Annotated in this window: 19 protein-coding genes, 2 tRNA genes and 2 other annotated features; of the genes, 8 read left to right on the forward strand and 13 right to left on the reverse strand. The window is 40.8% G+C overall.

The window, feature by feature from the left end; genetic code table 11:
• Positions 1-47: 47 nt before the first annotated feature.
• From pflA to yidC, 4 genes are all read left to right on the forward strand, one after another.
• Complete coding sequence (gene pflA, locus ACZ43M_RS18065) at positions 48-797, forward strand: pyruvate formate-lyase-activating protein (RefSeq protein ID WP_464503914.1); 750 nt, start codon at positions 48-50, stop codon at positions 795-797.
• 127 nt (positions 798-924) lie between these two features.
• Complete coding sequence (locus ACZ43M_RS18070; RefSeq protein WP_464503915.1) at positions 925-1,656, forward strand: urease accessory protein UreH domain-containing protein; 732 nt, start codon at positions 925-927, stop codon at positions 1,654-1,656.
• A 126-nt stretch (positions 1,657-1,782) separates the two neighbouring features.
• Positions 1,783-2,073 carry a hypothetical protein gene (locus tag ACZ43M_RS18075; RefSeq protein ID WP_464503916.1) on the forward strand — a complete coding sequence of 97 codons (291 nt, stop codon included), beginning with the start codon at positions 1,783-1,785 and terminating at the stop codon, positions 2,071-2,073.
• A 27-nt stretch (positions 2,074-2,100) separates the two neighbouring features.
• The gene (gene yidC, locus ACZ43M_RS18080; RefSeq protein ID WP_464503917.1) at positions 2,101-2,874 is read left to right on the forward strand and encodes a membrane protein insertase YidC; all 774 of its coding nucleotides are present in this window, start codon (positions 2,101-2,103) and stop codon (positions 2,872-2,874) included.
• 37 nt (positions 2,875-2,911) lie between these two features.
• On the opposite strand, the gene ACZ43M_RS18085 is transcribed toward yidC, so the two are convergent.
• Positions 2,912-3,115: a DUF6501 family protein gene (locus tag ACZ43M_RS18085; RefSeq protein WP_464503918.1), complete on the reverse strand. Its 204-nt coding sequence runs from the start codon at positions 3,113-3,115 to the stop codon at positions 2,912-2,914.
• A gap of 68 nt (positions 3,116-3,183) precedes the next feature.
• Positions 3,184-4,824, reverse strand: coding sequence for an AMP-binding protein (locus tag ACZ43M_RS18090; RefSeq protein ID WP_464503919.1), 1,641 nt, complete (start codon positions 4,822-4,824; stop codon positions 3,184-3,186).
• 235 nt (positions 4,825-5,059) lie between these two features.
• Here ACZ43M_RS18090 and sda point away from each other — a divergent pair, with 235 nt between their 5' ends.
• Complete coding sequence (gene sda, locus ACZ43M_RS18095) at positions 5,060-5,200, forward strand: sporulation histidine kinase inhibitor Sda (protein ID WP_464503920.1); 141 nt, start codon at positions 5,060-5,062, stop codon at positions 5,198-5,200.
• 51 nt (positions 5,201-5,251) lie between these two features.
• On the opposite strand, the gene mnmH is transcribed toward sda, so the two are convergent.
• The 8 genes from mnmH to trpE all read right to left on the reverse strand — a co-directional run bounded on the left by mnmH (position 5,252) and on the right by trpE (position 12,863).
• A complete protein-coding gene (gene mnmH / locus ACZ43M_RS18100; RefSeq protein ID WP_464503921.1) occupies positions 5,252-6,313 on the reverse strand; it encodes a tRNA 2-selenouridine(34) synthase MnmH in 1,062 nt (353 codons plus the stop codon).
• 153 nt (positions 6,314-6,466) lie between these two features.
• Positions 6,467-7,252: a tryptophan synthase subunit alpha gene (trpA, locus tag ACZ43M_RS18105; RefSeq protein WP_464503922.1), complete on the reverse strand. Its 786-nt coding sequence runs from the start codon at positions 7,250-7,252 to the stop codon at positions 6,467-6,469.
• A 2-nt stretch (positions 7,253-7,254) separates the two neighbouring features.
• Entirely contained in the window at positions 7,255-8,454 is a 1,200-nt protein-coding gene (gene trpB, locus ACZ43M_RS18110) for a tryptophan synthase subunit beta (protein WP_464503923.1), read from the reverse strand.
• Between the two features lie 13 nt (positions 8,455-8,467).
• Complete coding sequence (locus ACZ43M_RS18115) at positions 8,468-9,076, reverse strand: phosphoribosylanthranilate isomerase (protein WP_464503924.1); 609 nt, start codon at positions 9,074-9,076, stop codon at positions 8,468-8,470.
• Complete coding sequence (gene trpC / locus ACZ43M_RS18120; protein ID WP_464503925.1) at positions 9,073-9,864, reverse strand: indole-3-glycerol phosphate synthase TrpC; 792 nt, start codon at positions 9,862-9,864, stop codon at positions 9,073-9,075. The genes ACZ43M_RS18115 and trpC overlap by 4 nt, the downstream gene beginning before the upstream one ends.
• Positions 9,865-10,890, reverse strand: coding sequence for an anthranilate phosphoribosyltransferase (gene trpD, locus ACZ43M_RS18125; protein ID WP_464503926.1), 1,026 nt, complete (start codon positions 10,888-10,890; stop codon positions 9,865-9,867). It lies immediately after the preceding gene.
• Positions 10,862-11,473 (reverse strand): anthranilate synthase component II, encoded by a 612-nt coding sequence (locus ACZ43M_RS18130; RefSeq protein WP_464503927.1) that lies wholly within the window; start codon positions 11,471-11,473, stop codon positions 10,862-10,864. Before ACZ43M_RS18130 ends, trpD begins: the two co-directional genes overlap by 29 nt.
• Positions 11,454-12,863, reverse strand: coding sequence for an anthranilate synthase component I (trpE, locus tag ACZ43M_RS18135; protein WP_464503928.1), 1,410 nt, complete (start codon positions 12,861-12,863; stop codon positions 11,454-11,456). The genes ACZ43M_RS18130 and trpE overlap by 20 nt, the downstream gene beginning before the upstream one ends.
• 58 nt (positions 12,864-12,921) lie before the next feature.
• Positions 12,922-13,180, reverse strand: a binding site (T-box leader).
• A 40-nt stretch (positions 13,181-13,220) separates the two neighbouring features.
• Positions 13,221-13,467 (reverse strand) — a binding site (T-box leader).
• Between the two features lie 200 nt (positions 13,468-13,667).
• Between trpE and ACZ43M_RS18140 the strand changes: the two genes are divergently transcribed.
• The 3 genes from ACZ43M_RS18140 (at position 13,668) to ACZ43M_RS18150 (ending at position 15,234) form a co-directional block, all read left to right on the forward strand.
• A complete protein-coding gene (locus tag ACZ43M_RS18140) occupies positions 13,668-14,942 on the forward strand; it encodes an MFS transporter (protein ID WP_464503929.1) in 1,275 nt (424 codons plus the stop codon).
• A 116-nt stretch (positions 14,943-15,058) separates the two neighbouring features.
• Positions 15,059-15,132, forward strand: a tRNA-Gly gene (locus ACZ43M_RS18145).
• 10 nt (positions 15,133-15,142) lie between these two features.
• Positions 15,143-15,234 (forward strand) — tRNA-Ser (locus ACZ43M_RS18150).
• Positions 15,235-15,319: 85 nt separating this feature from the next.
• On the opposite strand, the gene ACZ43M_RS18155 is transcribed toward ACZ43M_RS18150, so the two are convergent.
• Genes ACZ43M_RS18155 through ACZ43M_RS18165 form a run of 3 tightly spaced genes read right to left on the reverse strand, consistent with a single transcriptional unit; the run spans position 15,320 to position 18,960 of the window.
• Complete coding sequence (locus ACZ43M_RS18155; RefSeq protein ID WP_464503930.1) at positions 15,320-15,895, reverse strand: DMSO/selenate family reductase complex B subunit; 576 nt, start codon at positions 15,893-15,895, stop codon at positions 15,320-15,322.
• Positions 15,896-15,908: 13 nt separating this feature from the next.
• On the reverse strand, positions 15,909-18,302 hold the full coding sequence (locus ACZ43M_RS18160; protein WP_464503931.1) for a DMSO/selenate family reductase complex A subunit: 2,394 nt from the start codon (positions 18,300-18,302) through the stop codon (positions 15,909-15,911).
• Positions 18,295-18,960 carry a TorD/DmsD family molecular chaperone gene (locus ACZ43M_RS18165; RefSeq protein WP_464503932.1) on the reverse strand — a complete coding sequence of 222 codons (666 nt, stop codon included), beginning with the start codon at positions 18,958-18,960 and terminating at the stop codon, positions 18,295-18,297. The genes ACZ43M_RS18160 and ACZ43M_RS18165 overlap by 8 nt, the downstream gene beginning before the upstream one ends.
• Between the last annotated feature and the right edge of the window lie 121 nt (positions 18,961-19,081).

Consider the following 19,081-nt stretch of genomic DNA (forward strand, 5'->3'; position numbering starts at 1 on the left):
CTTTATTACGGGGGCTCCGGTTTTTAATCGAAGGGAGAAGAATCATCATGAACGGAAATATTCATTCAATTGAAACATTGGGAACGGTTGACGGCCCGGGAATTCGCTATATTGTGTTCACACAAGGCTGCCTGCTGCGCTGCCAATTTTGCCATAACGCTGACACTTGGGAAATCGGCACTGGCAAACAAATGACTGTTTCCGAAATCATGGATGATTTGGAATCCTATCTCCCGTTTATTCAAGCATCAGGCGGCGGGATTACTGTCAGCGGCGGCGAGCCGTTACTGCAGGTTCCCTTTCTCATCCAATTATTTAAAGAATGTAAGAAAAAAGGTATTCATACTACGATTGATTCTTCCGGTGGCTGCTTTTCCCATTCCAAGTTGTTTATCGAACAACTGGAGGAACTGCTACAATATACGGATTTAATCTTGCTTGACCTAAAGCATATTAACCGTAAAAAGCATATTAAGCTAACCGGTATGGCTAATGACCACATTCTTGAATTTGCCAAATTTTTATCAGACAGAAAAGTACCAATCTGGGTCCGCCATGTCCTTGTTCCAACTGTGACCGATGATCCTGAAGATCTCAAACAGCTCGGGGAATTTATTGGCACCCTTGAAAATATCCAAAAAATTGAGATTCTCCCCTACCATAAACTGGGCGTCTATAAATGGGAAGCACTCGGGCATGAATATCCATTAAAGGATGTTGAGCCGCCAAGTCAAGAAAAAGTTGATTTTGCCTATCAAATGATTACAGCACAATGGCAACAACCTGCAAAACACTAATTCCAAACTGGAATTGGTGTTTTTTACTTCTTTGTGAACAATGCTTATTCTTCATACGCTCTTTAAAAATTTGTAGTATGTTATTCTTATAAATTGCAAATTTCCTTGTTTCGAAAGGTGACCCATTATGTATGAAATCTTAAGTTCGATTAGCCGAGTCCTAAGCAGCCCGATCGTCATTTTGATGAACGAAACAAAAAGTTTCCCTTTACTTGCTTCCTTTTTGCTAGGAGTGATTGGGGCGCTCGCACCATGTCAGTTGACCGGAAACATCAGTGCCATTACCTTTTATGGTAACAGGAGCTTGCAAACGAAAAAGCAATGGCTCGAGGCAATCTTCTTTATCTTTGGAAAGGTAGTTGTCTTTTCCGGATTGGGAATCATCGTTTGGGTGGTTGGACAGGAGTTCCAAACAGCGATTACAGAATACTTTGCTGCTTTTCGCAAACTGATAGGCCCACTGATTTTTATGCTGGGACTATTTTTATTGGGTGTCTTTAAGTTAAATTGGATCCATCACCTATTTGCCAAAATACCAGATAGGAAAATCGGTGGAATTTGGGGTTCATTTTTATTGGGTGTAAGTTTTTCAATTGCTTTTTGCCCGACAATGTTTGTATTATTTTTCCTAACCCTAATGCCGATTGTGTTGAATTCAAGCTACGGAGTAATCCTGCCCTCTGTATTTGCAATCGGCACTTCCCTGCCTCTAATAATTGTGATGGTTATCATTTGGTTTCTGGGTGTAGACGGGGCATTAATGAAAAAGAGCAAAAAAACAGGAGCAGCTTTTCAAAAGTTTGCCGGCATTGTCCTGCTCTTACTAGGCGTGCTTGACACGATTACCTATTGGGCATAATGCCATAGTGATTAATCCACTTTATTCTTTGTCTGCGTCCAGTTTCTGACATATAAACAATAATTGATTATTTGGGTGTTCTCTTATATACTCATATCATTGGCTCATTTTGCGAGGTGAAAATTTTTGTTTCAGTTGCTGATCGATCATTCGGATTATAATACATTAAATGCCCTTTATATTAGTATATACCTCGGGATGATCTTAAAGTTTCTCTGGGCCTATGGTGTTGAATATTCATTCGCTGGATCATTATCTAATTCAGCGGATACTAAATTTATTCATCCATTATTTTTCTATAAAAAAAATAACTCCATAACTGGCAGCATTATTTTGGTCTGGATTATTAAATATATACGCAAAAAAGGCTATGCCAAAGATGATGATGAAGAACCTATTTCCTTCTTTTATGCCTAACTATCAAACACACAATTAGGAGGAAATATGAAAACAAAAAAATCTTCGATATTATTAATTGCTTTGTTAGCCTTAACAACTATTGTTTTATCTGCATGTTCACCAAATGGAAATAATGATGGGTTTTTTCACACTTATTTCGTTGAACCTTTTACAGTAATCATCGAATACATTGCCGATTTCTTTCACGGTAACTACGGTTTGGCCATTATCCTGGTAACCCTGATTATCCGGCTTGCCCTAATGCCGTTAATGTTAAGACAATACAAAACCCAAATGGTTATGAAAGAAAAAATGGATGGCCTGAAGCCTGAAATGGATAAAATCCAACAGAAGCTAAAAGCGGAAAAGGATCCTAAAAAGAAACAGGAACTTCAAGCAGAAATGATGGGACTTTATCAGAAACACGGGGTGAACCCATTAAATATGGGCTGCTTGCCAATCCTGATTCAAATGCCGATATTGACCGGCTTCTATTATGCAATTCGCAGTTCAACGGAAATAGCTTCCCACAAGTTTTTATGGTTTAGCCTTGGACAGCCTGATATCATTATTACCATCGTTGCCGGGCTGATTTACTATTTCCAATTTAAAGTATCACAGTCAACAATGCCTGCCCAGCAGCGCGAACAAATGAAAATAATGGGATTAATGTCACCATTAATGATTGTTATGTTTTCATTTAGTGCCCCTGCCGCTCTCCCGCTTTACTGGGTTGTCGGGGGAACATTCTTGACGATACAAACATTAATCAGCCAAAAGCTTTACCGAAAAAATCCAATTGAAGCTAACGCAAAATAAAAAGACAAAGCCTGGCTCGGTGCCAGGCTTTGTCTTTTTAATCATCCTGAAAATAATCTTTGTAATAGCCTCCGACTTTTCCGGTGTTGTCGATGATATAGTAAAATTCTTCTGTTTCATTCTTTACATCATAGACTTTCCCAGCACTTAAAACATTACTAACCATATATTTCTCGGCATTAGTATGCATACATTTTACTTTCTTAATTGTTTCACGCTCGCGCCATGATAAATGAATCACGTCAGCCACCGTCCTTTTCCGTTTTGTCCATGTTTAAGTATAGCTAAAAGGTCCGGGACAGCGCAACCTTAGATATTTTCAACTACTTTCTTCGCTTTCTCTCTTAACAAGTATTTTTGAATTTTACCTGATGCGGTCATCGGGTATGCATCAATAAATTCTATATACTTCGGAATCTTGTGCTTGGAGATTTTCCCATTACAGTATTCCCTCATTTCTTCAGAAGTTGCGGTGACTCCTTCTTTTAGAATAATCCAGGCCATAACTTCCTCGCCATAAATCTCGTCTGGTATTCCTACCACCTGCACATCGAGAATCTTTGGGTGGGCATAGAGAAATTCCTCAATTTCTCTTGGATAAATATTCTCTCCGCCCCGGATAATCATGTCCTTTAAACGCCCGGTAATACGGCAATAGCCATTATCATCCATGATAGCCAAATCTCCGGTATGCAGCCAGCCCTCTCTATCAATTGCATCCTTTGTCGCCTGGTTATTTTTATAATAGCCTTTCATGACATGATAACCTCGAGTGCAAAGTTCCCCTTGTATTCCTCTTGGAACTTCATTTGTAGTTCCTGGTTCAACAATTTTCACTTCGACATGAGGTAAAGCTTTTCCGACCGATTCAACCCGTAATTGGATTGGATCATCTGTTCGCGTTTGGGTGATGACTGGTGAGGATTCTGTTTGTCCATAGGCAATCGTAATTTCTGTGGCTCCCATTTTATCAATAACAGCCTTCATCACTTCAATTGGACAGTTGGACCCGGCCATAATTCCGGTTCTTAACGAAGAAAGATCATATGTGTGAAAATCCGGATCATTCAACTCGGCGATAAACATAGTCGGCACCCCATGCAGACCGGTGCATTTTTCATCCTGAACGGTTTGGAGTACCCGCTTTGGGTTAAATTCTTGAACAGGAACAATGGTTGCTCCAACCGTGGCACAAGCCATCGTTCCCAGTACACATCCAAAGCAATGGAAAAATGGAACTGGAATGCACAAGCGGTCTTGTACAGTAAGTTTCATACAGTTGGCAATATTATAGGCATTATTAACAATATTATTATGGGTTAGCATAACTCCCTTTGGAAATCCGGTTGTGCCTGACGTATATTGCATATTAATCACATCATCTGGCGCAAGGGAATTCAATCGTTCGTCAAGGGCCTCGTCCGAAACCGAATCACCAAGTTTCATGATATCATCCCATGAAAATGTCCCCGGATATTGTCTATCACCAAGGACAATCACATTTTTCAAAAATGGCAGATTGTTGCTTTTTAGTTTCCCTGGCTCACATTTAGCCAGCTCAGGAACAATTTCATAGAGCATATCGATATAAGGTGAATCCTTCCATACATCCATTAAAATAATTGTTGTGGAGTCGGATTGTTTTAACAGATACTCTAGTTCAGAGGTTCGATAGTTTGTATTAACCGTTACCAGCACTCCTCCCATCTTCCCGGTTGCAAATTGCGAAATCAGCCATTCTGGAGTGTTGGAGGACCAGGCTGCAAGGTGTTCACCTTTTTCTATTCCTAGTTTCATAAGACCCTTCGCTGCCTTTCGGCAAATTTCATTAAATTCTCGATATGTCCATCTCAGTCCCCGGTCAGCATAAATAACCGCTTCGTGCTCTGGGTGTAAGTTTGCTTTCTCTTCTAAAAGACTGCCAATTGTTACATTTAGTAAATTCGACATTCCTTTACCCCCTAAAACAAGTAGACTAGCCGTTAATAAAAACGCTTTCAAAAGTATGTTAACACATTTATATGAATATTCAATATTTTTTGAATATAATAATCATATTACGTTTATTTTTACTTATGACAAAATTATGAAGAAATGCTTATTAAGGGTTCTCAAAATGGTGAGAAACTATTACAATAGTAAAAACTGAATATTCAATCCACTTTCCAAAGGAGGCATTCTTAAAATGAAAATAATGAGTAACGAGCAGTTGGTTGTTTCGTATCGGGATGCATTGAAATCTGGTAAGGAAAAGGAATGGATAAAGATTTTAAAAGATGAAATAGAACGCCGCGGTCTAAAGCCTTTCAAAAAAGTTAACAATTGACTCCACCACACAAAAAAACCGCTGAATCAATTCAGCGGTTTTTCAAAACTTTCAGGAAAAAGTGGGCTGCAGCCTTAACTCTTCCAATTTGACCATTATTTTTTCTGCTGCTTCACTTGGATTTTCAGCGAATATATCAAAAAATTGTCCTTCATACTCTTGTCTGGCATGGTCATAGCGTGGATCATAATAATGCTCAAGAAGCAACAGTATCATTTCTTGATAGTTCTTTTCAGCTAACGTATCCTGCAGGCTTTTTCTTATATCAGAATCCTTTATTCTCCTTAATACTCTTTCAATTCCAAGTGCAATTTTTTCATAGTACCATGGTTCTTGCTCGTATGGTGTTACATATTCGGCAACAAGCAGCTTTACTCTTTGTTCAAGCGGTGAGTGAAGGTAAATATTTGTCCCTTTAAATTTTACCTCCATTAATTCTTCCTGCTGAACCGCTTTCCCAATCCGTTTGCTTTCAGCCTCGACAAGAAAATATTCTGCCCCCTGTATCTCCAAGAGACCCTTATATAATAATGAATCAAATGTTTTTTGATTATGGGCATCCCCAAGACCAATGGTGCCGAAGATGGACCCTCGGTGCCCGGCCATCGCTTCCAAATCCAAAATAGGATAGCCCTTTTGTTTCAGAATTTTTAAGACCTCTGTTTTCCCTACACCGGTCATCCCATGGATAACAACCGCTTTGTTTGGCAATAGCATAGGAATATTCTCAATGATATAGTGACGGTATGCTTTATAGCCGCCGACTAAACGCCAAGCGTAAATACCCGCGAATTCCAAAAAGGTGACAACTGCTTTGCTTCGCATCCCGCCGCGCCAACAATGGATAACTAGTTCACCTTCTTCATGATATGATTTGATTCTCTGCAGCATATCCGGTATTTTCGGTGAAACAAGTTCCATGGCCCGCCACTTGGCGGCTGCCTGCCCCTCGTGTTTATAAATTGTTCCGATTTCAGCGCGTTCCTCGTTCGTAAATAGCGGTACATTAACCGCACCAGGGATAGCACCATCTGCAAACTCAATCGGTGATCGGATATCAATAATCGTTTTATTGTTAAGATTGAATAATTCTTCTACAGGTAATTCTTTCATTGACATTGCTCCTAAACAAACAAAACTTCCACATCTGGGAAGTTTTGAATTTTTTCTGCATAGAAAAATTGATAACTTTAGTATAGACATATTATATAGGAGTTAGTCGAGCCTATCAAGGAAATCGCGCTACATACCAGGATTTAACTTACATTACCCCATCTTTGAAGATAAGTTGAAAACAGAAACCAACTCCTCCATTCCTTGCAGGTCATTATGTTCGAATAACTCTACGATTTTACTGCCGACCACGACTCCGTCACAATACTGTGTCACATCGTGGATCTGTTCTTGATTGGATATACCAAAACCAGCTAATACAGGAATTGTGCTGACTTTTTTTATTGCCTGTAAAAATGAATATAACTCTTCGTCAAATCCATTTCTAGCTCCAGTAATGCCTTTAACTGTTACAGCATATAAAAACCCATTTCCCTTGCTTGCTATCTGTTGGATTCGTTCGATCGAGGTTGTCGGGGTGACTAAACGAATCAGTTCCACTCCTGCTTCCTCAAGCAAAGGTGCGATAATTGATTCCTCCTCAAGCGGTAGATCCGGAATGATACAGCCATCCACACCTATTTTTTTAATAGCTTCAACAAAGGCGTCTATCCCGTAGGAATAGACTGGATTTAAATAGGTCATCAGGATAATCGGAACGGAGACAACCTCTCTGGCCTTTCCAAGTTCAGCAAGTATTCCCTTTAGAGTCGTTCCGTTGGTCAGTGCCCTAATTCCGGCTCGTTGTATTGTCGGCCCGTCAGCTACAGGATCTGAAAATGGCACACCCACTTCAATCGCTGCAGCCCCGAATTTTTCCAATAAAACGAGCCTATCAGTGAGGCACTCCAGACCTCCATCCCCAGCCATTATATAAGGAACAAACGCCTTCATGCCTTTATCTTTAAACAATTTGAAATTCTGTTCAATCCTATTCATTATTATTCTCTCCCTTCCAGCCTTGTTTTGACCGCGTCAACATCCTTATCTCCCCGACCCGATAAACAAACAACAATGTTTTGTCCAGGCTCCATTTCAGCCGCTAATTTCACCGCAAATGCAATCGCATGAGCGCTTTCAAGCGCAGGAATAATTCCTTCTACTTTCGATAAAAGCTGGAAAGCATCAAGGGCTTCCTGGTCCGTAACGGAGTGGTATTCCGCTCGGCCTTTGTCCTTTAAATAACTATGCTCCGGGCCTACACCAGGGTAATCCAATCCGGCAGAAATGGAGTGGGCCTCTTGAATCTGGCCATCGTCATTTTGCAATAGATACATTAATGCACCGTGTAAAACACCGGGTCTTCCTTTGGTAAGCGATGCAGCATGGAAGGCTGTATTGACTCCCTGTCCTGCCGCTTCCACGCCGAATAACTTAACATCCTTATCTTCGATAAAAGCATAAAACATGCCCATCGCATTGCTGCCACCGCCAATGCAGGCTACCACTGCTTCGGGAAGCTGCCCATTACGCGCTAAAAACTGTTGTTTGGTCTCTTTACCTATTACACTTTGGAAATCTCGGACAATCATCGGAAATGGGTGCGGCCCCATTACTGAACCTAATAAATAATGAGTATCATCCACATTAGCCACCCAGTACCTTAGGGCTTCATTTACAGCATCCTTTAATGTCGCACTTCCGGAAGTAACACCGACTACCTTTGCCCCTAAAAGCTCCATCCGGAAGACATTTAGCGCCTGCCGTTTGATGTCTTCCTCTCCCATAAAAATAATGCACTCAAGATTTAACAGGGCACAAACTGTCGCTGTTGCTACCCCATGCTGACCCGCCCCGGTTTCAGCAACAATTTTCCGTTTTCCCATACGTACCGCAAGAAGTGCCTGGCCTATCGCATTGTTGATCTTATGCGCACCAGTATGATTTAGGTCTTCCCTTTTCAAATAGATGTTTGCCCCGCCAGCCTTTTTGGTAAGGTTTTCTGCAAAATAAAGCGGAGTCTCTCTGCCAACATATTCTTCTAGAAGTCTATTAAACTCTAGATAAAAATCTGGATCGTTTTTTGCTTCCTTATAGGCTTGGTCCAACTGTGTTACAGCCTTCATTAATGTTTCTGGAACGAATCGCCCTCCAAAAATCCCGAAATGCCCCGTCTCATTTGGCAATGTATAAGTATTCATAATTATCTTCCTCCTAATTGACAAACTTTGCTTTCTCAATAAAAGTTTTTATTTTTTCTAAATCCTTTATCCCATTTGTTTCAACGCCAGAGCTTACATCCACCATATGAGGTCTGATGCTAATGACTGCCTTTTCCACATTATCTGTTGTTAACCCTCCGGCAAGGATTAGCTTTTTATCTTTAACCTGGTTTAGATTGACCTCACTCCAGTCAAATGCCAGTCCATTTCCGCCCCGATATTTTCCTTTAGGTCCATCAAGTAATAAATATTCGCTTGGAAATGAATTGTAACTTGCCAAATGATCATTATCTTGAAAACTAATCGCTTTAATCACCGGCAAAGAAAGTGACTTACTGAAGGAAGCTGATTCATCACCATGTAATTGAATATGTGTAAGCCCAACAAAAGACGCAATCCGTTCCATCTCCGCTTTTGTCCCATTAACAAAAACCCCTACCTTTAATACCTCTTCAGGCAAATGGGCAACAATTTCTTTTGCTAACACTTCAGATATTTTGCGCCTGCTGTGGGCAAACACGAAGCCAATTGCATCTGCCCCATAGTGTGCTGCAGCCATCCCTGTCTCTACATCCATAATTCCGCAAATTTTAACTTTCACCGTTTTACTCCTTCAATTAAGGGGAGACGGAATTGTGCAAACACCTGTTTTAACTGGGCGCTTTTCATGAATGCCTCTCCGACCAATATCCCGTTTGCCCCGGCATTTCTAACCGCAATTGCATCATCCTCATGATGGATTCCGCTCTCACTAATTAGAAATGCACCGGATTTTTTTACTTCAGCAGCCAATTTTTCCGTCATTTCCAGTGATACATGAAAGGTTTTTAAATCCCGATTGTTTACTCCAATCAGGTTTGCTCCTATCTTCAATGCGGAATTCAATTCCTCATGATTGTGAACTTCGACCAACACATCCAACCCAAGTCCGTTTGCGTACTGATATAGGTCCCTTAAAGTAATTTCGTCCAGGGCAGCGACAATTAGCAGAATCATATCCGCCCCATTCGCTGCTGCTAGGTCGATCTGTATCGGATCAATGATGAAATCCTTACAAAGAATCGGCAAACTTACTGTTTCCCTGACTGACTTTAAATCGGAAAAAGAGCCCTTGAAAAAAGTTTGGTCTGTTAAGACAGAAATGGCACTAGCCCCCGCCTGTTCGTAATTGGCCGCTTGTACTCCGGGGTCCACTGAATCATTTATGATTCCTTTTGAAGGGGACGCCCGCTTAAATTCAGCAATAATACATAGTTCAGTCGCTGCCTGCAGCTTTTTCAGGAATGACCTTCGTTCATATTTTGTGTCAATGATATGGTTCTTGTTTGTCTTAAATTCAAGTACCTCTTGTTTCTTCTGATTAATAATCTTATCTAAAATTGTTTCCACTTAAATCGCCTCTCTTTTCATTGCCCGTGTTTTTTCTACTAGTGCATTTAGCTTTTCATAGGCCGCACCAGAATCAATGATGTCCTTTGCTGCCTGAACCCCTTGATTAATGGTTGGTGCCTTGCCAGCGGTGTAAATACCAATTCCGGCATTGATCAAAACCGTATCACGGTATGGGCCTGTTTGCCCCTTTAACACGTTTAATAAAATCTCGGCATTATCTTTGGCGTCTCCGCCTTTTATGGCACTGTTATCATATATAGGCAAACCAATTTCCTCGGGATGGAAGGATTGATTCTTAATGTTGCCATCTTCCAAAATTGTCAGATGATTTTCTCCCTGTAAGGAAGCTTCATCCATATATCCCGCTCCGTTTAGAATAACTGCCCGTTTGCGGCCAAGTTGTTTTAACACTTCAGCAAAAACATTTAGTAAGTCTCTTCGATATACGCCTAAAAGTTGGTAATCTAAATCAATCGGATTAGTTAATGGTCCAATAAAGTTAAAAATGGTTGGGATTTTTAGTTGTCTTCTGACCGTCATCACCTTTTTTAATTTTGGATGTACATGTGGTGCAAATAAGAAGGCGATTCCGATTTCCTGAAGAATTTCCTCTGTTGTTTCCGCTGGCAAATTTAACTCGATTCCCAAATATTCAAGAACGTCAGCACTGCCTGTTTTACTTGAAATGCTGCGATTTCCGTGCTTGGCAACCGGAACTCCTGCTGCAGCGATGACAAAGGCTGAAGTGGTACTAACATTGAAACTTGAAGAACCATCTCCTCCTGTACCGCAGTTATCAAGCACGCCCGCAAACCGCTGGTTAAATTTAAGGGTATTTCCCTTTAACGCTTTAACAATACCAACGATTTCATCAACGGTCTCACCTTTGGATTTTAACCCCATTAAAAAGGCAGCAATTTCTGATTCAGAGACTTCCTCGCCTAAAATAAAGTCAACTGCTTCTCTCATTTGATGTTCCGAAAAAGATTTTTGCTCAGCTAATTGGAGTAAATAGTTTTTCATTCTCTTTCTCCCTTTCTATCTGAAGTAAAAAATTTTTAAGCATTTGTTTTCCTGATGGCGTTCCAATTGATTCAGGGTGAAACTGCAATCCATACACGGGATACTTTCGGTGTCTAATTGCCATCACTTCCTGATCGTCCATGGCATAGGCGGTACTTTCGAGTTCTTGATGCAGACTGTCCTTTTCAATCGTCAGGGAATGGTAGCGCATCACTTCTAATGGTGACGATAAGTAATTAAAGATATTGCTGCTATTGTGGTTGATCAATGAAGTTTTACCGTGTTTTACCGTCTTTGCTCTGCGAATTTCACATCCAAATGCAGCACCAATCGCCTGGTGGCCGAGACAAATGCCAAGAATTGGGATACTTTCATAAAAGGTTTGGATTAAGTCAATACATATACCGGCGTCTTCAGGCCGTCCCGGACCCGGGGAAAGAATAATGGCTTCTGGCTGAAGGCGGTAAATATCCTCAAGACTGATTTGGTTATTGCGGTACACCTTCACATCCTCCCCCAGTTCCCCTAGAAACTGATAAAGGTTATAGGTGAAGGAATCAAAATTATCTATGAGTAATATCATTGTGGTGATCCCCTTCCAAAAAAGCTTTTAATTTATTGACTGTTTCTTCATATTCTGATTCGGGGTCTGAGTCATGAACTATTCCCGCTCCTGCTTGAATGTATGCCGAACCATCCTTCAAAATCATCGTTCGAATTGCGAGTGCAAAGTCGATATTGCCATTAGCCGAGATATACCCTATCGCTCCTGAATACAGCCCTCGTTTTGAATTTTCCAAGGAATTAATAATTTCCATTGCCCTAATCTTCGGCGCACCAGAAACAGTACCCGCTGGAAGACAGGCAGCCAATGCATCCAAGGCTGTTTTATCCTTTGAAATAGTGCCGCTGATTTCTGAAACAATATGCATGACATGGCGAAATTTCTCCACTGCCATATATTTGTCAACTTGAACAGAACCAAATTCACAGACCTTTCCAAGGTCATTCCGACCAAGATCAACCAGCATTTTATGTTCAGCCAGCTCCTTCTGGTCGTTGATTAGTTCCTTCTCAATCCTTTGATCCTCTGCAGTGGTTTCGCCCCGTTTCTTTGTCCCGGCAATTGGATTGGCAATTACGGTTCTTCCTCTCGTTTTAATCAAACTCTCTGGAGAAGAGCCAATGACGGCATAATCCTCAAAATCAATAAAAAACATATATGGTGTGGGATTATGGGCTCGATGCTTCCGATATAGAGATAAAGGCGACCCACTAAAATCCGATTTCATTCTTCGTGAAAGCACCACCTGAAAAATATCTCCTGCTAAAATATGCTCCTTAGCAGCCTTAACATTTTCGATAAACATTTCCTTTGATGTTTCTGAAACAAACCCTGACAATTGAAAACCTAGCTCTTCCGGGTCATGGTGAGGAGTCTTTAACTGTGCCATCCTTTTGTTTAATCGGAGTTCCACACTTTTTTCATCACTGTCCTCCAAAAAGGGAATCCCAATGATAAAAACTTTGTCCTCCAAATGGTCAAACACAATCACATCTTCATAAAACATCAAATGGACATCCGGCATCATTAACCTGTCAGGAGGCTGTTCACCAATTTCTTCGAATTGCCTAATAATGTCATAACCTACAAACCCTACAGCACCACCTATGAACGGAAACGGAGCTTGTTCCAGGTCTATGGGAGGTAACAAATCTGATAATATTTGCAACGGATTTCCAGTTACTAATTCTTTTGAACCATTCCGCTTAATAATTTCATTCATTTTACCCTTCGAGACTACTTCTATTGCCGGATCAGCACCAATAAAGGAGTAGCGGCCGGAATCTGTATATTTATGTGAGCTTTCCAGTAAAAATTTCTTTTTGCCACTTAGCCTTTGCAGAATGGAGATTGGCGTTAGGATATCTCCGCTAATTTCTTTAATCAGATAACCACAATTAGTTTTCATATTGGACAACTTCTCCTTTCAAATAAAAAAAGTCCCCTATATGCCTATCTTTAAGCATATAGAGGACGATTGTTGATCACCGTGGTGCCACCTCTGTTTGAAGCAATGGATAAAATCCTGCTTCCTCTTTCAGATACAGAGCAATAAATTCCTCGATATCCTATCCTTTTAACGGTGGAAACCCGTACGGCCCTACTATAAGTTCAGACCGTCTCTCACAAGTCCATTCCACAAATCCTTTCTTACCGGGCTCCCACCTTCCCCAGCTCTCTGTTAAAGAAATAAATATGTGTACTACTCTTGTTCAACGATTTAAAGTATTAAAGATTTAATATACAAAAAGGGCCCTCCATCCAGAAAAAGGACGGAAGACCCGTGGTGCCACCTTAATTAGCTAAAATTAGCTCACTTTACCGATATCAAGGCATTCGCCTAATATCTGTCTCATGTAACGATGAGAATTTCGCCAAAGCCTACTGCCCATGAAAGAGGTTCGGTTTGGAGGCTCGGAAGGCCATTCACAAATACGTCTACACTGATTTGCAGCAACCATCAGCTCTCTAAAGAATCCGTATATGCTACTCTTCTTCGTCAACACCAAAACATCATTTTGTTGTTTTTTATATTATTACGATAGAAACAAATTGTCAAGAATAAATTTTTAAAGTTTTCCGAATTGAAAAATTGAAGCTAAGTAACTTTGAAATATTTATATGCCATTAAAAGGATTTAAACACATTAGTTATTTTGATGAAAAAAGTCCATATTAAAGATACAAAGAGATGAAGGCGGGATAGAAGATCAATGGATCATATTGAAAAACTGTGGAAACAGCCACAGGCCGCAAAAAAGAAAAAGGCAGGGCAGAAGCGGTCAAACGAGATATCAAACCAAAAATGGGCAATTCTTTCCATCTCTTCCATTCCATTAGTTATGACTTTAGGTAATTCGATGCTAATACCAGTCCTGCCATCAATGGAAAAAGAACTAGCGATATCATCCTTTCAATCGAGTTTGATTATCACAGTTTATTCCATTGTTGCCATTCTATTGATCCCAGTTTGTGGATATTTATCGGATCATATTGGCAGAAAAAAAGTGATTATACCCAGTTTAATTATTGCCGGAATTGGCGGAATTATCTCCGGATGGGCAGCTTGGAAACTGGATGCTTATTGGTTGGTATTAGTTGGCCGAGCCCTTCAAGGTGTTGGAGCTGCAGGAGCATTTCCAATTGTACTGCCATTGGTGGGCGATATGTTTAAGAACGAGGATGATGTAAGTGTTTGTTTGGGAATTATCGAAACCTCCAATACTTTTGGCAAGGTCATCAGCCCGATATTTGGGGCTTTTCTAGCTGGATTTTTTTGGTTCCTGCCATTTTTTTCTATACCTGTATTTTGCGCTATTTCTGTTTTGTTGATGATTTTTCTTGTTAAATCTCCAAAAAAAACGGAGAAACCTATTCCATTTCGTAAATTTTTATCAAATGTCAAGAAAACCTTCAGTGACGAAGGACGCTGGCTTTACGCCATCTTTTTTATTGGCGGGATTATGATGCTTGTTCTCTTCGGAATTCTATTCTACCTTTCAGAAGTATTCGAAAAAGAATACGGAATCAAGGATATCAAGAAAGGTTTCTTCCTTGCACTACCACTTGGGGCGCTCTGCCTGGCTTCATTTATTAGCGGAAAGGTTATTAAGAAAAATAAAGTATTAATGAAGTGGTTAACCTTTGGCGGGATTCTGGCAGCAGCCATATCCATCGCCGCATTATGGTTTTCGATTAAGCTATGGTATATGCTTGCTATGTTTCTTATTAGCGGAATTGGTATCGGACTCAGTCTGCCCAGTCTGGATACACTCATAACGGAAGGGGTGGAGAAGAAAGAACGAGGGACAATTACCTCAATTTATAGCTCGATGAGGTTTATCGGAGTAGCCGCAGGTCCTCCGATAATTGCCTTGTTAATGAAGTATTCTAACCATTGGATTTTTATCATTATGAGCGGTCTAAGCATTATTGCCTCAATCGTGGCATTTTTCGCCATTAAACCGCAGGCACAGGAGCAGGGTTAAAATAGAGCTACGTTCTGTTAGCTCTATTTTATTTTTTCACTCCTTCCTTATTAGAAATTTTTTCTACACAAATATACGTTATCATGGTATAATAATACTTGTTCTTAACATACTTTGCGGGTGTGGTTTAATGGTAGAATTTCAGCTTCCCAAGCTGACGGCGGGGGTTCGATTCCCCTCACCCGCTCCAATTGGCTTGTGGAGGAGTACCCAAGTGGCTATAAGGGGGCGCACTCGAAATGCGTTAGGGCGGGTAACCGTCGCGTGAGTTCGAATCTCACCTTCTCCGCCATACATAGTAAAAGGTAAAACGCCAGATTAAATTCTGGCGTTTTTTGATTTGATTTATTATTGGGTATGACAATGTCTTTACCTGTTTATAATTTAGCGTCTCTGTGCGGCGTAATAACCAGATTCGGCTTGGTTTCGGAACTTGGCATACCTTTTATTTGACTGACGTTTCCATACTTTTTACGAAGGTCTTCAATAGGTCCAAACTCAATGGCCCGCATCGGACAGGAGGACACACACACCGGTTCTTCTCCTTTTTCTTGTAGATCGATGCAAAAATCACATTTGTCTGTTTTGAAAACCTTACTATTGTACTGCGGTGCCCCATATGGACATGCCAACACACACAGCTTTGTCCCTTGACAAATTTCTTGATCAATCGTTACAACACCATTTTTTTTGTCTTTCGAGATGGCCCCCACCGGACAGCTCGGAACACATTTTGGCTGTGTACAATGATTGCAGGAAATACTAAAATAAAAAGATTTAATGTTATGCACAACCCCTTTTCCAGGTTGTTCTAGATAAATGCCATCTTCGTAATCATAAACTCTGCGAAAATTGATACCAACGTCAAGGTTATTTTTATCTTTACAGGAAACGGTGCAGGCCTTGCAGCCGGAACAAAGAGCTTGATTAATATAGAATCCTAATTGTGCCAACCTTCTCACTTCCCTATGCTTTTTTGACTTCAACCAAATTTGTCAGCTGCGGATTCGCTTTCGCCAGTGGTGTTGGCCGCTGTGATGTTAATACATTAATAGACCCACGTTGATCAATGCCCTGCTTATCGGGAGTATACCAGGCACCCTGCGGTATCCCGATTACACCAGGAACAATTCTCCGAGTTACTTTGGCATCAATAATTAACAGCCCACGATCGTTTGCTACTTGTACACGATCTCCATCTTTAATGCCCCGTTTATCCGCATCTTTTGGATTAATCCACATTTCCTGTTTTGCTGCTTCTTCCAGCCATGGCTGGTTATCATATGTAGAATGACATCTCCGCTTGTAATGCCAGCTGATTAACTGTAATGGAAACTTCTCCTTCAACGGGTCTTCCGGACCTTCCCAAGATGAGATGTACTTGGCTATAGCCGGAATTTCCTCATGCTGGTTCATGTCCCATAATGCTTTTGAGAATAATTCAATTTTCCCAGAAGGGGTTTCAAACGGATGGTTGTCGATATCATCAATTTGTTCCTTGAATCCAACGAGCGGCTCATCATACTTAAAATGATAAACGCCTAATTTGCGGAATTCATCGAAAGTTGGGAAGTTCGGGTCCAGTTCTTTTTTTGTCGTTTCAATGCTATCTTTTACGATATCAAGGGTGGACCTTCCCTCTGTGAACTGGTCCTTAAGTCCTAACTTGTCAGCAATTTCAGCAAAGACATCATACTCGTCACGGCATTCATATAGCGGGTCAATGGTTTTTTGCCCCAAGACGACATAATCCCCGAAACACCATGGCGTTCCAATGTCCCAGCGTTCAAAGAATGTGGTCCCCGGCAGCAGAATATCCGCATACTTTGCACTTGGTGTCATAAAAAGATCACTAACGACGATAAATTCCACTTTGCTCTCGTCCTCAAGCAACTTTTTTGTTTTATTAATATCTGCATGCTGATTTATTAACATATTGCCTGCCATATTAAATATGAGTTTAATATCCGAATTTAATCGTTCTGTTCCCTGCAGACCATCTGCTGCTGTCATCTCCGTACCCTTTTCCACTGCCGTTGTCCACAGAAAACAGGGAATCGAAGCTTTAATTGGATTTTGATATTTAAACGGATAAACAATGTTTGAACGATTCCAATAACCAGTGCCTGCTGCCCAGCCTCCAAGTTTACCAACATTCCCAGTCAGGCAAGCGAGCTGTGCCCCACCGCGCATAAATTGTTCTCCATATGCCTGACGCTGCGGCGCCCACCCTTGAATTAACGCTGCAGGTTTCGTGGTCGCATAATTCCTGGCAACTTCCCTAATTTTATCCGCCGGAACATTGCAAATTTTTTCGGCCCATTCCGGAGTTTTCTGGATACCATCCTTTTCTCCGACCAAGTAGCTTTTTAACGACTCCACTGCGGGAACTCCTTCTGGCATATGGCGGCCATCAAAACCGATGCAAAATCTGTCAAGAAAATCTTGGTCCTGAAGGTTCTCTGTAATGATGACATATGCCATTGCATCCATCATGGCCGTGTCAGTTGTAGGAAGTATTGGAATCCATTCATCTGCAAAAGCAATCGCTGTATCACTATATCGCGGGTCAATGACAATGATTTTAGCCCCATTTTTCTTTGCCCGCATTAAATATTCACGATATGGGGTAGAAAAAATCATTTCAGACGGGTTCTGGCCCCACAGAATTATATATTTGGAATGTAACAATGTATCAAAGCTGCTTCCTGAATCATTGGTTCCGTAGGTAAATGGGGTAGCCACGTTCCCGGCTCCTGAGCTATAGTCATTATGGGAATTCAGATATCCGCCTGTCAGCGCCAATAATTTCCTTGCCGCTCTTGGTCCGCCGTGCAGTCCCCAGCTTTGTCCAGATCCATAATTAACATAACGGGATTCAGGGCCGTATTGGTCGCCAATTCGTTTTACCTCTTTGGCGATTGTCTCGATTGCTTCATCCCAGGTAATCCTCTCAAACTTACCTTCACCGCGTTTTCCCACTCGTTTCATCGGATACTTTAAGCGATCCGGATGATAAAGCATTTTTCTATAGTTTCGTCCACGAACACATGCCCTTAATGGAGGTGTTGACAGATCATCGCTTGTTTGAGTATCGGTACTTACCCTAATGACCATTCCGTCCCGAACATGCGCCTTAATGACACATCTGCCGCCACAGTTATTAATGCTGCAGGTTGATATTACCTCAACATTCTCCTTTGCGTTTACAACTTTGTCCTCTTCCTTTCGGTCAACCAGCATCTTGGTCCCAATTCCACCTGCAATAACTGGAATTCCAATTGCCCCGGACCATTTTAAAAAGGTCCGCCGCTGCATCTTGTTATTTAACAGATTCCGTAATCCGCCTTTTTCAGACATTTGCCAATGCCTCCCTTACCTCAATCAGTGATATTAAATCGTCATTTAAAAAGTCTTCAAGAAGCATTGCTGCTCCCAAATACAATGGACTGTCAGTCGCTTCAATCACGCGTTCACAAAAATAAGGGATCCAAACCATGAGATGATTTTTCAAAAAATCAATTGCAGTTGATAGTAATTCAATCACATTTTCAACATTGGATTCACTGCTGCTTAAGTCTGTAAGAATTTCAATAAATTCCAGTTCTAACAACAGATGATCGTCTGGTTCATTGTTTTCTTTTATATATTGAAGTCCATTTTGATGATAGAAATTTCGAACTTGATATGTCCACTCTTCAAACAAAAGATGTTCCCTGCTCCGGTAATACGACTCCCAAGGGGGAGCGGCTACTGGTCCTGGACCGATAAATAATCGTTGGTATTCTTTAATCTCCTTTTCTATTTTGTTTGTTGTCAGCTGGTCAAAAAAGCTTCGCAAAATTTTGCCGCCTTCATGAAGTTTGGCTAGTTCATCAAGTTTGCCTATTTGCGAAATTTCCTTTAACAGTTCCATATTTGGTTCGGAGAACAATAATCGAATAAACTGATAAAGGTTTTTTCTTGCAGACCAAAATAACTGCAATTCAAAATTTATAGGCTCCGTCTTGGCAGTCATTTCCGCACCTCCATTTGTGAATAATTTCACATAAACCTATGTAAGTCCTTTCAAATTAATTTTACCTTATTACTTCTGATCAGGAAGCAGGTTTGTGCAATAATTCACATTAATTTCATAA

The sequence above is a fragment of the Neobacillus sp. B24 genome, assembly GCF_055381825.1.

Bases quoted from the DNA above. Each gene is read 5' to 3' on its own strand.
- pflA (WP_464503914.1), top strand. From the start codon at position 48: ATGAACGGAAATATTCATTCAATTGAAACATTGGGAACGGTTGACGGC.
- ACZ43M_RS18070 (WP_464503915.1), top strand. From the start codon at position 925: ATGTATGAAATCTTAAGTTCGATTAGCCGAGTCCTAAGCAGCCCGATC.
- yidC (WP_464503917.1), top strand. From the start codon at position 2,101: ATGAAAACAAAAAAATCTTCGATATTATTAATTGCTTTGTTAGCCTTA.
- ACZ43M_RS18090 (WP_464503919.1), bottom strand. From the start codon at position 4,824: ATGTCGAATTTACTAAATGTAACAATTGGCAGTCTTTTAGAAGAGAAA.
- sda (WP_464503920.1), top strand. From the start codon at position 5,060: ATGAAAATAATGAGTAACGAGCAGTTGGTTGTTTCGTATCGGGATGCA.
- mnmH (WP_464503921.1), bottom strand. From the start codon at position 6,313: ATGAAAGAATTACCTGTAGAAGAATTATTCAATCTTAACAATAAAACG.
- trpA (WP_464503922.1), bottom strand. From the start codon at position 7,252: ATGAATAGGATTGAACAGAATTTCAAATTGTTTAAAGATAAAGGCATG.
- trpB (WP_464503923.1), bottom strand. From the start codon at position 8,454: ATGAATACTTATACATTGCCAAATGAGACGGGGCATTTCGGGATTTTT.
- trpD (WP_464503926.1), bottom strand. From the start codon at position 10,890: ATGAAAAACTATTTACTCCAATTAGCTGAGCAAAAATCTTTTTCGGAA.
- ACZ43M_RS18130 (WP_464503927.1), bottom strand. From the start codon at position 11,473: ATGATATTACTCATAGATAATTTTGATTCCTTCACCTATAACCTTTAT.
- trpE (WP_464503928.1), bottom strand. From the start codon at position 12,863: ATGAAAACTAATTGTGGTTATCTGATTAAAGAAATTAGCGGAGATATC.
- ACZ43M_RS18140 (WP_464503929.1), top strand. From the start codon at position 13,668: ATGGATCATATTGAAAAACTGTGGAAACAGCCACAGGCCGCAAAAAAG.
- ACZ43M_RS18160 (WP_464503931.1), bottom strand. From the start codon at position 18,302: ATGTCTGAAAAAGGCGGATTACGGAATCTGTTAAATAACAAGATGCAG.
- ACZ43M_RS18165 (WP_464503932.1), bottom strand. From the start codon at position 18,960: ATGACTGCCAAGACGGAGCCTATAAATTTTGAATTGCAGTTATTTTGG.